Source organism: Candidatus Poriferisodalis sp. (assembly GCF_965204195.1).
In the GTDB taxonomy this organism is placed as follows: domain Bacteria; phylum Actinomycetota; class Acidimicrobiia; order Acidimicrobiales; family Poriferisodalaceae; genus Poriferisodalis.
Genome location: NZ_OZ241975.1, coordinates 1,693,162 through 1,707,252 on the forward strand (window position 1 = coordinate 1,693,162; position 14,091 = coordinate 1,707,252).

The 14,091-nt window shown below is 65.0% G+C and carries 10 protein-coding genes and 1 pseudogene; 5 read left to right on the forward strand and 6 right to left on the reverse strand.

Annotated features, from left to right (window positions below; translation table 11 throughout):
* Positions 1 to 10 precede the first annotated feature (10 nt).
* Together ACOGI8_RS07505 and ACOGI8_RS07510 are read right to left on the reverse strand one after the other, a co-directional pair.
* Positions 11 to 1,444 (reverse strand): FAD-binding oxidoreductase, encoded by a 1,434-nt coding sequence (locus tag ACOGI8_RS07505; RefSeq protein ID WP_419856246.1) that lies wholly within the window; start codon positions 1,442 to 1,444, stop codon positions 11 to 13.
* Positions 1,441 to 2,271, reverse strand: a complete 831-nt coding sequence (locus ACOGI8_RS07510) for a glycerophosphodiester phosphodiesterase (RefSeq protein WP_419856247.1) — start codon at positions 2,269 to 2,271, stop codon at positions 1,441 to 1,443. The genes ACOGI8_RS07505 and ACOGI8_RS07510 overlap by 4 nt, the downstream gene beginning before the upstream one ends.
* A gap of 96 nt (positions 2,272 to 2,367) precedes the next feature.
* Between ACOGI8_RS07510 and ACOGI8_RS07515 the strand changes: the two genes are divergently transcribed.
* The 4 genes from ACOGI8_RS07515 (at position 2,368) to ACOGI8_RS07530 (ending at position 8,058) form a co-directional block, all read left to right on the forward strand.
* Positions 2,368 to 3,186 carry a transglutaminase family protein gene (locus ACOGI8_RS07515; RefSeq protein WP_419856248.1) on the forward strand — a complete coding sequence of 273 codons (819 nt, stop codon included), beginning with the start codon at positions 2,368 to 2,370 and terminating at the stop codon, positions 3,184 to 3,186.
* A 263-nt stretch (positions 3,187 to 3,449) separates the two neighbouring features.
* Positions 3,450 to 4,955 (forward strand): DNA (cytosine-5-)-methyltransferase, encoded by a 1,506-nt coding sequence (gene dcm, locus ACOGI8_RS07520; RefSeq protein WP_419856249.1) that lies wholly within the window; start codon positions 3,450 to 3,452, stop codon positions 4,953 to 4,955.
* Positions 4,952 to 6,907 (forward strand): ATP-binding protein, encoded by a 1,956-nt coding sequence (locus tag ACOGI8_RS07525; RefSeq protein WP_419856250.1) that lies wholly within the window; start codon positions 4,952 to 4,954, stop codon positions 6,905 to 6,907. Before dcm ends, ACOGI8_RS07525 begins: the two co-directional genes overlap by 4 nt.
* Positions 6,907 to 8,058 carry a PP_RS20740 family protein gene (locus ACOGI8_RS07530; RefSeq protein WP_419856251.1) on the forward strand — a complete coding sequence of 384 codons (1,152 nt, stop codon included), beginning with the start codon at positions 6,907 to 6,909 and terminating at the stop codon, positions 8,056 to 8,058. The genes ACOGI8_RS07525 and ACOGI8_RS07530 overlap by 1 nt, the downstream gene beginning before the upstream one ends.
* Positions 8,059 to 8,237: 179 nt before the next feature.
* On the opposite strand, the gene ACOGI8_RS07535 is transcribed toward ACOGI8_RS07530, so the two are convergent.
* Both ACOGI8_RS07535 and ACOGI8_RS07540 read right to left on the reverse strand, forming a co-directional pair.
* On the reverse strand, positions 8,238 to 9,035 hold the full coding sequence (locus ACOGI8_RS07535; protein WP_419856252.1) for a hypothetical protein: 798 nt from the start codon (positions 9,033 to 9,035) through the stop codon (positions 8,238 to 8,240).
* Positions 9,036 to 9,423: 388 nt separating this feature from the next.
* Complete coding sequence (locus ACOGI8_RS07540) at positions 9,424 to 12,219, reverse strand: class I SAM-dependent DNA methyltransferase (protein WP_419856253.1); 2,796 nt, start codon at positions 12,217 to 12,219, stop codon at positions 9,424 to 9,426.
* A gap of 144 nt (positions 12,220 to 12,363) precedes the next feature.
* Here ACOGI8_RS07540 and ACOGI8_RS07545 point away from each other — a divergent pair, with 144 nt between their 5' ends.
* Positions 12,364 to 12,630 carry an antitoxin HicB gene (locus tag ACOGI8_RS07545; protein ID WP_419856254.1) on the forward strand — a complete coding sequence of 89 codons (267 nt, stop codon included), beginning with the start codon at positions 12,364 to 12,366 and terminating at the stop codon, positions 12,628 to 12,630.
* 29 nt (positions 12,631 to 12,659) lie between these two features.
* Here ACOGI8_RS07545 and ACOGI8_RS07550 read toward each other — a convergent pair whose 3' ends face one another.
* Together ACOGI8_RS07550 and ACOGI8_RS07555 are read right to left on the reverse strand one after the other, a co-directional pair.
* The gene (locus ACOGI8_RS07550) at positions 12,660 to 13,640 is read right to left on the reverse strand and encodes a nucleotidyltransferase domain-containing protein (RefSeq protein WP_419856255.1); all 981 of its coding nucleotides are present in this window, start codon (positions 13,638 to 13,640) and stop codon (positions 12,660 to 12,662) included.
* 188 nt (positions 13,641 to 13,828) lie between these two features.
* A pseudogene (locus tag ACOGI8_RS07555) lies at positions 13,829 to 14,080 on the reverse strand (transposase); the annotation flags it as partial.
* Positions 14,081 to 14,091 lie beyond the last annotated feature (11 nt).

Sequence of the window (14,091 nt, forward strand, 5' to 3'; positions counted from 1 at the left end):
TGCCCGTGCGTCAACCGGGTTTCGGCAGCAGCACGTTGGGGTTGAGGACGCCGTCGGGGTCGAGGGCCCGCTTGATGGCGCTGAAGGCCGCCAGCTCCGCCGGGGTGCGGTTGAGGTGCAGCTGCGACAGCTTGGCCGTGCCGATGCCGTGCTCCGCCGAGATGGAACCGCCGAGGGAGGCCACGTAGCGGAGCACGGCGTCGTCCACGCTCTCGGCCGGCTCCGCCCCTGCGGGGCCGAGCACGTTGACGTGCGCGTTGCCGTCGCCGAGATGGCCGAACAGCAGCGGTCGGGCGTCGGGATCGGCTGCGTGCACCACAGCGGGGACCCCGTCCACGAATTCGGCGAGACGAGCCGCCGGCAGCGTCACGTCCAGCTTGTGGGGGATGCCCGCCGCAGAGATCGCCTCGGTGACGCTCTCGCGGAACGCCCACAGGCGCTGGCGCGCAGCAGGTTCGAGCGCGACCGCTGCATCAGTGACGAGATCTTCCAGCTCGGCAACGGCCGCGCCCAGCTCATCGCTGGGATCGGTGCGTGCTGCCGCTTCGGCGATCAGCCACGCCCCGCCGCCTGGGGAGCCGTCGACCTGAGTGTCATTTGACGTGCCGCCGATGCGCCCGACGGGCGGGGCGGTGCCCAAGTGCTCCGACACGACCTCCATGGCCCCCTCGAAGACGGCCTCAAGCGCGTGCAGCGAAGCAACGCTGCGGCGCAGCGCTGCGGCTGCGCTGACGGCATCTGCCGCCGTCTCGAACGCCAGCAAGGCGGTCGCGCGCTCGGGCTGGGTGGGGTGCAGTCGCAAGCGCACCCGCGTGATGACGCCCAGCGTGCCCTCACTGCCCGCCAGCAGAGCCCCGAGGTCGTAGCCGGTGTTGTCCTTCTCCAGGCCTGCCAGGTGGCTCACCACGGTGCCGTCGGCGAGCACCGCTTCGATGCCCACAACCTGGGCTCGCATGGCGCCGTAGCGCAGCACGTTGATGCCGCCCGCGTTGGTGGCAACCATGCCGCCGATCGTGGCCGAGTCGCGCGCCGCAAGGTCCACCCCGACGCTGAGGCCTGACGCGGCAACATGCGCTTGGGCATCGGCCAGCGTCACCCCCGCACCCAGCGTCACCTGGGAGGCCAGCTCGTCCACCGGCTCGCAAACGTTCAACCGACGCATCGACAGCACCGCTTCACCTTCGAGCGGCACGCTGCCGCCGACCAGGCCGGTGTTGCCCCCCTGGGGCACGACGGCGATGTGGGCGCCTGCCAGCACGCCCATCACGGCGGCAGTCTCGGCAGTGTCGCCGGGTCGAATCACCAGCGGTGTCGCGCCGGCGAAACGGCGGGTCCAGTCGACCGCGTAGCCGGCGGTGATCTCCGGATCGCTGAGCACGTGCGCTGGGCCCACGATGTCCGCGAGCTCGTCCATGACGGCGGGAGAGATCGCCTGCGTGCTCATGTGACGGCCTCGCCGCCTGCGGGCCATGCTCCCCGCTCGGTCATGACCTCAAGCAGGACCTTCGGCTCGTCGGTCATCACGCCGTCGACGCCGATGTCGAGCAGGCGATCCATCTCGACGGGATCGTCAATGGTCCACACGTGCACGGCCAGCCCGGCCCGGTGCGCATAGTCGACCAGTCGGCGGGTTGCGAGCGGGATCGGTCCCCGCCGCAGCGGGATCGACGCGATTCGACCCCGGAACGGCCGCTCGCGCCGCCTGTGGCTTGGTGAACCTGATCGGGCCGAGCGACGGGGCCGCGCAGGCAGCCCCGCGAGGCTCAGCATCCGCAGTCGGGCGATCTCCCGTGGGCTGAAGCTGAGACATGCCGCGTCGCCATGCGCTTCGTCGACACGTTCGAGGCGTTCGTCGGAGAACGAGCCGATGCACACCCGCTCAAGCACGCCCGGCCGCCGCAGTGCCTCGATGAGCGGCTCGACAGCGGCATCGGTCTTGGGGTCAATGCTGATGCGTACGTCGTCGAAGGCGTCGAGCAGCTCCTCTAGCCGAGGGATCGGCTCGCCCTCAACACGTGCTTGAGACACTTCTGCCCAGCTCATCTCCGAGATGCGCCCGCCACGGTCGGAAGTGGGCGCGAGCTCGTCGTCGTGAAAGACCGCGAGGACACCGTCGGATGTCGCTTGCACATCAGTTTCGAGATAGCGGTAGCCGAGCCCCACGGCGCCCTCGAATGCGGCCATCGTGTTCTGCGGCCACACGGCGCTGCCGCCTCGATGGGCAATCGGCACCGGCCCAGGCTCGTCCAGGAACGGGTGCACAGACGTCACAGCGCAAGTATCGCCGCTCGCCTGCTTTCTGCCGCCAGAACAGGGCACGACGGCCGCCAGATGGGGCCCGGCGCTGCCACCGGTACCGTCACGTCGATGTCAGACGGCGACGCGACCGCACAGGACCCCTCTGACGATCACCCGTCGCCGGCGGATGCCTTCGCCAGCCTGGCGGCCAGCGAACCGGTGCCGCTCGACCGGGCGGCCTTGGCCATAGCGGCCCACTGCCGCACAGACCCGGTCGACGAGGCCGCGGCGCTGGCTGAGCTGGACCGACTCGGTGCTGCGGTGCGCGAACCCACGCCGGACGCAGTAGTCGATCTGCTCTTCGGCCAGGAGGGCTTCGGCCCGAACCGTGGCGGCTTCGCCGACCCTGCCAACAGCTACTTGGACCTCGTGGTTTCTCGTCGGCTCGGCATCCCCATCACGTTGGCCGTCGTCACCATCGAGGTGGCCCGCCGCGCCGGCGTCGTGCTGCATGGGGTGGGCATGCCAGGCCATTTCCTGGTCGGCACACCCGATCCAGACGTGTTTATCGACGCCTTCGACGGCTACCTCATCGACCGGGCGGGTGCGGCAGGGATCTTTGCCCGCTTCGAGTCGCGGCAGGCGTTCGATGATTCGTTCCTGCAGCCGACCCCGGCAGAGACGATCCTGCTGCGGATGCTCAACAACCTGCGCACCTTGCACATGCGACGATCCGACTCGCCCCCGATGCTGGCCGTGCTGGAGCTGCTCACGCGGCTGGGTGACTGCCCGCCGGAGGAGTTCATCCGGCTCGGACAGGCGCTGTCAGCCCTGGGACGCCCCGATGAAGGCGCACGCCGGCTCGAGTCCGCAGCAGAGAGGTTCGGCGGTTCTGCGGCGGATCAGCTCAACGGTGCGGCGCTGCGCCTGTGGGCCCAACTCAACTAGCCCTGATTCGCTATTGCGTTCACGCTCGCGCACGGTGAATCACACCAGAATTCGGGGCCGCGCCGGTGCGCCTGCCCGCCACCTCTATCCCCTGCCGGAGGGCTAGAAGCCCCGCCTCGGTTACACCCCCCTGCGAACATGAACAATCATCGGCATACGAAACTGCCGACAAGCCTGAACGCCAATAAGGTGACGGGCGGTGGTGTCATGGAGATCGGGATGCGTCATCAGATCGACATCTCATGCCGCGGGGCGACATGCCAGTGACTGCCCGGACGAAGCCGCACGAACTCGATGCGATGCCTCTGTTTGCCGTCGCTGACCGGGTGGCCGAACTCCTGAAGGCGACGTATGCAGATTGGGAGAACAGGCACCGAGCCGAATGCCCCTGCCGATCCCGCCGACGTACGGATCGCCCGGGACACCGGGCGCAAGGCACACCTTCGGAGTCGCTCGATGCCGACCCCGAAGAAGACGGCCGGGTGCCATGCGCATCCGCGTGCGAGCACGAAGTCGCCACTGACAGGCATGTCGGTCGTCTACTTGAGCGCATCGATTCGGCCAGCCACCGCCCGACCGTCACAGAAGTCAGCGCATTCGTACGCATGGTTCCGAAGAAGGATCGTCCGGACATGGCGCGGCATCTGATGATCCACAGCCGCGTTGCATGTACCGACCTTGAACCGCGCTGCGCGAATTGCCCTCTCGTGTCGTTTTGTGACACCGGCCGTAGTCGCGTCACGTCTCAGCGAGTGGTCCACACTGCGGTTGATCTCTTCGGTGGCGCCGGTGCGCTCGGGTTGGGGTTCAGGCGGGCTGGCTTCAGCATCGTGGCGGCTATTGAGGTCGAGCGGAATGCCGCGCAGACCTATCGCTTGAACCATCCGGGTGTGCCCGTACTCGAGGCAACGGTCGAGAAGATCACGGCGGACCGGCTGCGAACTTGGTTGCCGAACTTAGCGGCTCCGGCGGCAGTCATCGCCGGGCCTCCCTGCCAGGGTTATTCGGCGGCTGGCGCGCGCGACGTCGACGATGAGCGAAACCTGCTCTTCCGACACGTCGGACGCATCGCTCGCCAACTTGGTGCACGATCGGTCGTGGTCGAGAACGTTCCCGGTTTGCGCCGCGTCAATGGCGTCACATACACCGACAAGATCACTTTCTCGCTGCGGCGCTGCGGGTACCGGACTTGGAAGCAGCCCGTCGCTCTCCGAGCATCCGACTTCGGCGTGCCGCAGAATCGCCAGCGGCTCTTCTTCATCGGGGTAAAGCCGGGGATCGACTTACCTGAGGCGCCGCCACCCACGCACACGCGACCCGACGACAGTGCGTCAGATTTGTCGCTGCCACAGACGCCCTCTCTGGCAGAGCGTCTGGAAGACCTGCCACGTCTTGAGCCCGGCGCGGGGGCAGAACGGCTGCGGCTCCCGAACGGACGGGTCGTGTTGAATTCCCAAGCGATGGCACACTCTCCGAGAGTGGTCGCGAAAATCAGAGCGATTCCGGCCGGCGGAGGTCCGATCTCGTATCGGCGGCTCGAGAGCGACTCAGCCCGTACTTTGGTGGCGGGGCATCGTGCGTTGCCGGTGCATCCTGAGCAGCACCGTACGATCACGGTTCGCGAGGCGGCACGCATCCAAGGCTTTCCTGATGAGTATTTCTTCTGTGGTCCGCGCTCCACGCAACCGTTGCAGGTCGCGAACGCAGTACCGCCGGCGCTCTCGGAAGCGATTGCTCGGCAGCTTCTTAAGTCATTGGACGCAGCGTGAGTCTCGAGCCCGATGCTCAGGCGGCCGCTGACGCCAAGCTGACTGCGGAGATCAGGGCCAGCACTCGGGACGAGCCAGCCAGTGCTCGCCTGACCACAGATGAGCGCGTGTTGGCCCGCGTCACTGACGGGATCTACCGGCAACCGGGGTCAGCTATTCGAGAATTGGTGTCCAACTCGTACGACGCTGACGCGACCCAAGTGGTCATCAAGACCGATCGGCCACGATTCGAGACCTTGACGATTGAAGACGACGGCAACGGCATGACGCCTGATGCGCTCGCCTACCTGCTCCATCACATCGGGGGCAGCGCGAAGAGATCACCGGACGGCGGCGACCTGGGCATCACAGGCAGAGGCGACCCGATGCACAGCCCGAGCGGTCGGCGGCTGATCGGCAAGATCGGGATCGGCCTGTTCTCAGTGAGCCAGCTCACCAACCGGTTTCACCTTGTCACCAAGACACAAGGAGACGATTGGCTCACTGTCGCGTCGGTGGTGCTTCGTCAGTATTCAGATGACGGCCCGCCTGAGACTGACGATGAAGGCAAATACGAAGCAGGTCTCGTGCAGATCTGGCGCGAGCCAGCTTCGGAACCAGAGGCCCACGGCACAACGATCACGCTGACCGGCATCCGGCCTCAAACCAGTGACACGCTTCGCAGCAACCAAGTGTGGGCAGCCATCGACGCGGACCCGTCGCTGGAAACAGAGGAATCGCGAGCGGTCGAGCCCCCGACGTTTCACATCGGGCGGGTCAAGCGCGACGACCCATCACGTCTTGAGGGCGATGCAGACCCCTACGACTGCCTGCCTTGGTCACCCGGCGATGACCCCGATGCCGCTTTCAGAAAACTGGTTGACGCCGTCTGGGGGCAGGTCGAGGGGAAGTCGACAAATCCGCGGCTCCGTGACATCTTCGACTACTACCTGCAAATGGTGTGGCAGCTCAGCCTGTCCATACCTGCGCCCTACGTGCTCGGAAGCCCCTTCGAACTGGCCATAGGCGACGGGATGTACCTCTACGAGATCCCGAAGGCGACGAGAACGGCGGCCCAGAGGTTCGAGTTGGCCGAAGGTGAGACGATCCTTGAGACGCGTTCGATCGGACATGGCGCCAGTGTCGGCGATGACTTCGCCGTCTACATCGACGACCTGCGTCTCGCTCGGCCCGTCAAGTTCACGGACCTGCCGATGACCGCCCACGCCGTTCGCAAGCCGATCCTGTTCGTTGGCCGTTGCCGCGAGGAGTTCGAGGGCATCCCTCATGAGCTGTCGGCAGGACCGCTCGAGTTCGAGGCATACCTGATCTGGGCACCGAAGGTTGCGCCCACTGAACATCAAGGCGTCCTGGCTCGAGTGCACGGCTCCAGCGGAACGTTGTTTGATCCAACCTTCATTCGCTACCAGGTATCCGAGCAGACCCGTCTCAGGCAGATCACCTGTGAGATATTTGTCTCTCAAGGCTTCGAATCAGCACTGAACATCGACCGGGAGTCGTTCAACTTCGCGCACCCGCACGCCGTGTACATCACCCGGTGGCTGCATGCCACACTTCGGCGCGTCGCGACCGAGCAAAAGCGAATCGCTGCCGAAATTCGGACCGACCGCAAGGCTGTCGCCGAAGCAGAGCAACAGGCTGCGTTATCGAACGTCGCTCGGAAGGCATGGCGGGAGGAGTCTGACGACCCCGGCGCAGAGCCGCCCCACGTCGTCTTCGCCGAAGAACGCGACGAATCGCTATTCGAGGAACCTGGCACCTACCGATTCCGGCGGGAGCCCATTCTCGGCGAAAAGACCGCTCGGCCCACAGCCGCGGAAACGACAGCCGAGAAACAGATGGAAGCACTGGTGCAATTGCTCGCTGCCTTCGACGTGCTCGACAACCTCTCGGAGCGCCAGCAAGAGCGGCTTCTGGCTGGCATGCGCGAGATCCTCGAGGCATCTGCGTAGTGAGCGATACCTCGGGCGAAAACGATGAACTTGTCGCGGGCATTTTCGGCACTCTCGATTACGACCCCACCGAACTAGAGCGGAGAGAGTTCAAGCCATGGCATCGGCCGAGGAAGCAATTCGTACGACGCGAGCAGTGGGCCGAGCAGGTTAAGCGGCTGTATGCCGATCGACCGATTGAGGAGCCTCTCCGTTATCTGGGTCTGCCGGGCACCGACCTCATCGACCTTAGGTACCTGTATGAGCAGATATGCCGGCCAGACGGCAGGCCGTTGATATTCCTCGGGTTCAATTCAGAAGCGCAGCCCCGCAGCCCCGCCCGGCGCGAGCTGGACATCTCGCTCTACGAGGTGCGCCGGCTTCCGAACGTCGAGCAGCAGTCGGATGTGATTCAGGACGACTTCCGGCGCATCAGCGACGAGACCTCGATTGCGTGGAAGCGTGCAAGAACCCTCGGGCCGTTCGATGTTGTCAATATCGATCTGTGCAATGGACTGGCATCCGACTCGCCCACGATTCACCAGTCGATCTATAACGCCTTGAGCCAAGTGACGGCCTTGCAGGCGCACAGCTTGACACCTTGGCTGCTGCTCATCACGACTCGAATCGGCCCGAATACGTTCGATCCCGACGCCGAAGCGGCGATTCTGCAGTGCTTCCACGACAACGTATGCACCTGCGACGGATTCGCCGAGGAGTGCCAGCAACTCCTGGGGCTCGATGTGGAGACCATCGACGCCTCTGCGTGCGCCGACGCCGACTATCTCAAGCTCATGATCGTGGCTTTGGGCAAGTGGCTCGCGAAACTCGTTCAGGCTTCAAGAACTAGCCAGGTCGTGCTGGCAAGCACGCTCGGCTATCGCGTGGTCGAGAGCGCTCCGTGCGAAGATCTGGTCTCGATCGCGCTGCGATGCGACCCGATCATCGCCCGCCCCGAAGACGCACTGTCTCCGTCCCCGCCACAGCCATTCGACGAGTGCAAGACCGCCAAGAGAATTGTGAGGCGCACGGCTCATCGGAAGGACGTCGACTCCCTGCTTGAAGCCGACTCGGACATGCATGAGACGCTCGTCGTTGAAATGGAAGATCTCTTGACGGCGGCTCGCTACGGTGCTCCGCGATACCGACCATGGCTCAACTCACGGGCTTGATGAGGGTGACTGGGCGCAGGTACAACTGAGTCGGAGTAGCCCCAGCGGACTGGCGTTTCTTCTCCGTCGTCAACGAACGAGCGGCCTGTCGGCGACGCACCGATCGGCGAACCCGTGCGCCTGGTTACCCGGTCGGCGTCAGTCGCTCACGCCGTCAAGGCTGGGGAGGCATCTGTCGGCTAGGAGTTGGCGAGGTCGTACGCGACTATGGCCTCGCTCAGAGCTGTGATGGCTTGTCGGCGTGTATTGAAGTACCTGATTGCGTCGTCCCAGAGATGAGACGAGTGACGAGAAGGGCACAGCGTGTCCGTGGGCAGATCGTCGCCGATCGGGTAGTGGCAGTCCGCGAGTAGCGATTGAAGACCCTCCGCTGTGATGGCCCATTCGTCATTGACCAGGCAGATCAGCGGTCCACGGGGACCTGCCGATTTGTCGTCTCCGGAGCGTGCGGCGAACGCGATCTGGAGACTGAGCGCGAGCGCGTCGAGTGCTTTGGCGAAGTCAAACTCGCCCCTTCCGTCAATGTCGTCGGCGAGCAGATGGCGTTCAAGAGTCCCGACGATGTCCGTGGCGGACTGCTCAGGCTGCCAGAGCACCCCGACCGGGTTCTCCTCATCAGGACCGTAGCGGGGGTCCCACTTTGTCGGATCGAGCGAACCGAATAGCACTGGGCCGAAATTCAGCCACAGTTCTGAGACGCTGCCGTACTCCATCAGGAATGCAAACAAGTCCGGCCCTTGCACGTCCGCCGAGGTGCGCAGCCGGAACATGTGAGGGTTGAACAGCCGCAACTCCTCGCCCAGCCTCAACGCGTTAGCGACGGTCTCGCGAGAGGCAGCGGAACGAAGCTCCGTCACCGCCGCCGCTATCTCGTCACTTACTGCCCCGCGTTGTTCGGCCTGACTGGTTGCCAGTGTCTCCAAGTCCATCAAACGCTGGGCCAGTGGGGCCGTCTCCACTTGGACAGCGTCGCTCACGGCGGCCTCAACTCGACGGACGAGGCGCGGTTCCAAGACGACTCCCACAAGTAGAACTATCAACCCGGAGGCGAATGCCAACAATGCGTTCGACCAAGACTGAAGGGTCCATCCGTCACCTGCGACTCCGATGAGCAGGAGCACCAATGCAGAAACGGCAAGGACGACTGCCAGCGGCCAATGGATGCGCCTTCTCACCTCACTCCGATCATGTCCGCCCCTGACGCCGCCGCTCCGCTGTTGACCGGCTGCACACGCATTGGCCGATTATTGCCAGCGAATGTGCTGGCTCTTGGGATCCCGTCCTCGTCGGATCGGGGGATGGCCCGGAGAGCCAGGCCCCGTCATGCCTGCTGAGTCTGCGAGTGGAGCGGCGTTGCTTCTGCGGTCAGGGGCGGAGGGTGCCGGTCATTTGTTCGTAGAGGCCGAAGAGGTGTTGCAGGCGCTCGGATTCTGATTTGAAGGCGGGACGGGAGCGGTAGAGGCGGTCAACGGCGCGGTCGAGGTCGCGGTGGGCCTTGCGCAGGTCTGTCGGCATGAGATCGGGGTCGTAGAGCTCGGCGAGCGTGGCATCGGGATGCGCGGAGCGGGCGTCGAGCACGGCCTGAGCGGGAGTGTCGAGTTTGGCTGACGTGCTGCCGTCGGTGAAGCCTTGGGGTACGGGGAAGGTGTTGTAAACGATCCCGACCGAGTACTGGAAGTCGCTCTTCATGCGGCCGGTGACGGCGCGTATCCATGCCATGTGCATCGCGGAGCTCAGGAGCGCGAATTCGGCGAGGGTTGCGTCGAGCAGGATTCTGAGCTTGTTGCTTGGCACCGAGGGTGGCCCGAGCCAGCCGAATGGCACGTACTCGCGTCGTTCCGAGCTCACTTCTGGGAGCACCAAGAAAGGATGCTCGGGAAGTACGTTGACCTGCCACGCTCGGGGTGTTTGCGCCAGTTGCCGAGTGGATGCTCGCTGGCTGGCTTGCCGGTACTCGCGTGCGGCCTTGACTCGCTCTTGAACGAGCGGCAGGCTTGCCAACACGGCGGGCGAAGCTTCGTGGAGGGTGAGGATCCAGCGTTCGCCGCCTTGGAGGTACTCGCGAGCCCCGACATAGGGACGCATGAATGGTGCCGCATCGGGTTCCTGCGTCAGGAAAACATCGCGCTCGCCGCGGCTGAAGATGTAGTGGCCGCCGTCGATGGGCTGGGAGCCGGTGAGCAGTCGTCGCATCCCGTTGATCGGTCGGCCCACCTCACTCACAACTTGGCGCGGGTTCTTCAGCCTGGTGCCATCGAGCAGGTAGGGGGTGATGATCTTGCAGGTGCCGACGAGGGGTTCGCCGTTGATGTCGGGGTAGGTGTACAGCGGCCGGTCAGTGGGGGCGTGCTCGGCTGGGTCGAGGCCGAGGATGATGACGTGCACATGTGCTTTGCCGCGTGCGTCGGAGCCCCACGCGAAGGTCCGGTGAGCGTATGAGATGTCGAGGTCGTGCCGTTCGAAGATGACCGGCCAGAACTGTGCGACCTGTTCGCCTTGGGTGATCGAGTTGGTCGCGACGAACCCGATCCGCGGCGGGCGTTGTCCGAGGCCGGCTGCGGTGTCGGTTTGGCGGAGGTACTCGGCGGCGCGGATGAACCAGGCGGTGACGTAGTCGAGCGTGCCGCCGCTGCCGCCGAGCTGGGCGATGCGGTGCACCTGTGCTCGCTGCTCGGAGCTTTGGAACTTGGCGCCGATGAAGGGCGGATTGCCGAACACGAACGAGCACTGGTTGGGCGGCAGAAAAGCTGCCCAGTCGAGTTCGAGCGCGTCGCCGACCTTGATGTGGGGTGACTTCTTGAGCGGGATGCGCACGTAGGGCTCGCCGAAGGTGCCGGCGAGCTCGCGGTTCATGAGGTGGTCCATCATCCACAGCGACGTGGCTGCGATGCGGGCGGGGAATTCGCTGATCTCGATGCCGTAGAACTGATCGACGTCGATGACCGACTTCACCTCGAACGGCATGACCTGCTGCGCCGTCGCGCGGGCGCGGGCTGCGATCTCGTCGAGAATGTCGATCTCCAACAAGCGCAACTCTCGGTAGGCGATGATCAGAAAGTTGCCGCAACCGCACGCGGGATCGAAAAAGCGCAACTCTCCGAGGCGGTCCCTGAGGCGGTACAGCTCGGCGACGACATCGCCGCTGTGCTTTGCGCACAGTGCGTCGTACTCGGCGCGCAGGCCGTCGAGGAACAGCGGCTCGATGACGCGAAGGATGTTCTGCTCGGTGGTGTAGTGGGCGCCTTGGGACCGGCGCTCGATCGGCTCCATCACCGACTGGAACAGCGCACCGAAAATCGCAGGCGACGTCTTGGACCAGTCGAACCGGCACGCGTCGAGCAGCGCCGCGCGCATCTCGCTGTCGAAGGCGGCGATCGACAGACGCTCCGCGAACAGCTCACCGTTCACATAGGGGAACTTGGCCAAGTCCTCGTCCAGCTTGGCTTGCCGCTGCTCCGTCGGCGTGTCCAGTACCTGGAACAACTGCGTCAGCCACAAGCCAAGATCAGCGCCGTCGACTGAGGTGCGGTCCTCGATGAGGTGCAGGAACATGTCCTGGCGAGGGAAGATCCCTGAGTCGTCGGCGAACATGCAAAACACCATCCGCACCAAGAACCGCTCGAGATCATCGCCCCGGTAGCCAGATTCGTCGAGCGCGTCGTGCAGGCGGCCCATGAGCTCTGACGCCTCGATGTTGACCGGGTCCTCCTCTCGGAGCGCCCGCCGCCGCTGACCGACGATGAACGCGAAGTTCTCCACCTGATCGGCCAACTCGGCGAGCGGGAACCGGATTTCCTCGCGCGTATCGCGGTCGAGCAGTTCGAACGTCTTGAAGTCGCACAGCAGCTGGTAACGGGGCCGCTCGCGCTCCGCGAGGGCGTCGAAATAGTCACCCGCCTGCTCCGCAGCCGCTACCAAGCTGCGCCCGGCGCTCTTCTGCTCCACCAGCAGCACACCGGGCCAGAACAGGTCGATGAAGCCGCTGCGATTGTCCAGCTTCTTGACATGCTCCTCGTAGCGGGCCACATCGCGCCGCCGCTTGCCGAACACCTCGAAGAACTCGTTGTAGAACGTCTGGGTCTCGCCCTTCTCGTAAGAAGCATCCGCCCAATCCGCAGCGAACTGGGCAGCGCGCACCCTGATCTCGTTCCACGAGAGCATCACGGCAACCTAACGGACTGCGTGAATCCCAAGTGGATGGGGCAAGATGGCGAGAGTTTCGGGCAGCGCAGGGCCAATGCGGAGAAGCGAAGCCCTACCAAGTTCGCCAGGTCTTGCGTGCCATCGACTTGATGGAGACAGGCAATGAATGAACCTCGATATCAGTATCGAGCGTCGTGGTCCGAAGAAGACGGCGCCTGGATCGGCGTGTGCAATGGGTTCCTGCTGGTGAGCCACGTCGCTGCGACCGAGGCGGACTGTCTCCGCGGCATTCGTGCGTTGGTGGACGACATCGTGGCAGACCTACTCAGCAACGATGAAACGCTGCCCCAGCCGCTGCCCTGGGATGACTTCGATGCTCCGCTCGTTGACACGGCAGTGGGCTTGACGAACTCACCAGTCCGCTCATAGGCCGGCGGGCAGCGCCAGGGTTGAAGTCGTCAGCGCGGGCAGCGGATGGGTTGGTCGAGCGCAGCTCGGAGCGCAGTGATCTCACGGCCATGACGATCGAGGGCCACTTCGGGTAGATCATGGCCGCGACAGTGGTCCGCAGCGTGTGCGGCAATCTGGAGGGCTGCCGTGGCGTGCGCCCGCAGGGACTCCTCGTCGAAGTGCTCCTCCGGCAGATCGGCTGAGTAGGCAGCCGCCGAGCGCCAGACATGCAGTGCGCCGAGGTCGATGCCGCTGTCTTGGGCGGCGTCGCGAAACGCGCCTCGGACGGCTATGGGTTGTGAGTCGATGAGCACGTCGATGCGGTGGTCGTAGGGCGCTGCTTTGCCGAGCGCGGCGACATGCGTGGCTTTGGCGGCGCACTCGATCACCATGTGGACCTCGCCCATGGCCCGCATCCATCGGCGGTCCTCGTGAAATGCCAGTTCGTCGCGGTCGCCGTCCTCGGCAGCGGCGGACTCTCGGGCCGTCGGTCGCAGCCAGTCGGTGAGGGCAGCGACCGCGTTGGTCATGTCGGTGAGGCGGTGCTGCAGCTCTGCTGTGGGGTCCGCGGGCAAGCCGATCTCCTTGTCCCAATCGATGTCTTGGCGGTGGCCCGCTTCGGCGAGCTCGACTGCGTAGCTGGCGATGCGCGCCTCGACGGAGCAGGGCACTTTGGTGGTTCGCACTGCCCACTCCGGCGCGTCGGTGACCATCACATCGACGCGGTGGCCCGCTGCGTCCCCGGCGCGGCGTTCAAGGTCGCAGCGACGCCCGCGGCGCCCCCTGTAGTCGCCAAGGTCGTCGTAGATCGCCACTAGATCGATGTCGCTGTGCTCGCAGCCCTGGCCACGGGCCACCGACCCGTACAGCAGCACCCGACCCACGCCCGCAGCCACCAAGGCATCAGCCGCCCGCCGCGCGTCGCTCATGCCCGGTGCGCTAGGCGCGACGGTCGCCAACGATGCCTCCACAGCCGTGGACGATGCCATGACCCCACTGTATTCGTCCGCTGGTGCGGCACCGCCGCCGCCTACCTCGCCCGCAAAGCCAAAGCATGCACGACCTGACGCGAAGGCCCCCGAGCCCGCAAACGCCACCTCACCAACCGAGTCATCTGCAGAATGTGGCGTGACGAAGAACGCCGACAACACACCCGAAAACAGGCCGCCTGACAACCTCACGTGCCAAGGGAGCGTCGGACAGTCCCGACCACGGATCGTATGTGCAAGTCGCGCTCCATCTCCAGCCCAGCGCAGCGGCGCCGAAGACGAACCAGCTCGGCGCGCTCGTCAGCGTCGAGTGTCTCCTCGTCGGTCTGCTGTCGCGCTACGTTTGCCCAGTCGCCCAGTGTCTCCGCATGAATTCCAAGATTCCTCGCGACCACAGCGATCGGCTCGCCGGTCTCGGCAACGATCCTCACCGCGCCTGCGCGGAACTCCG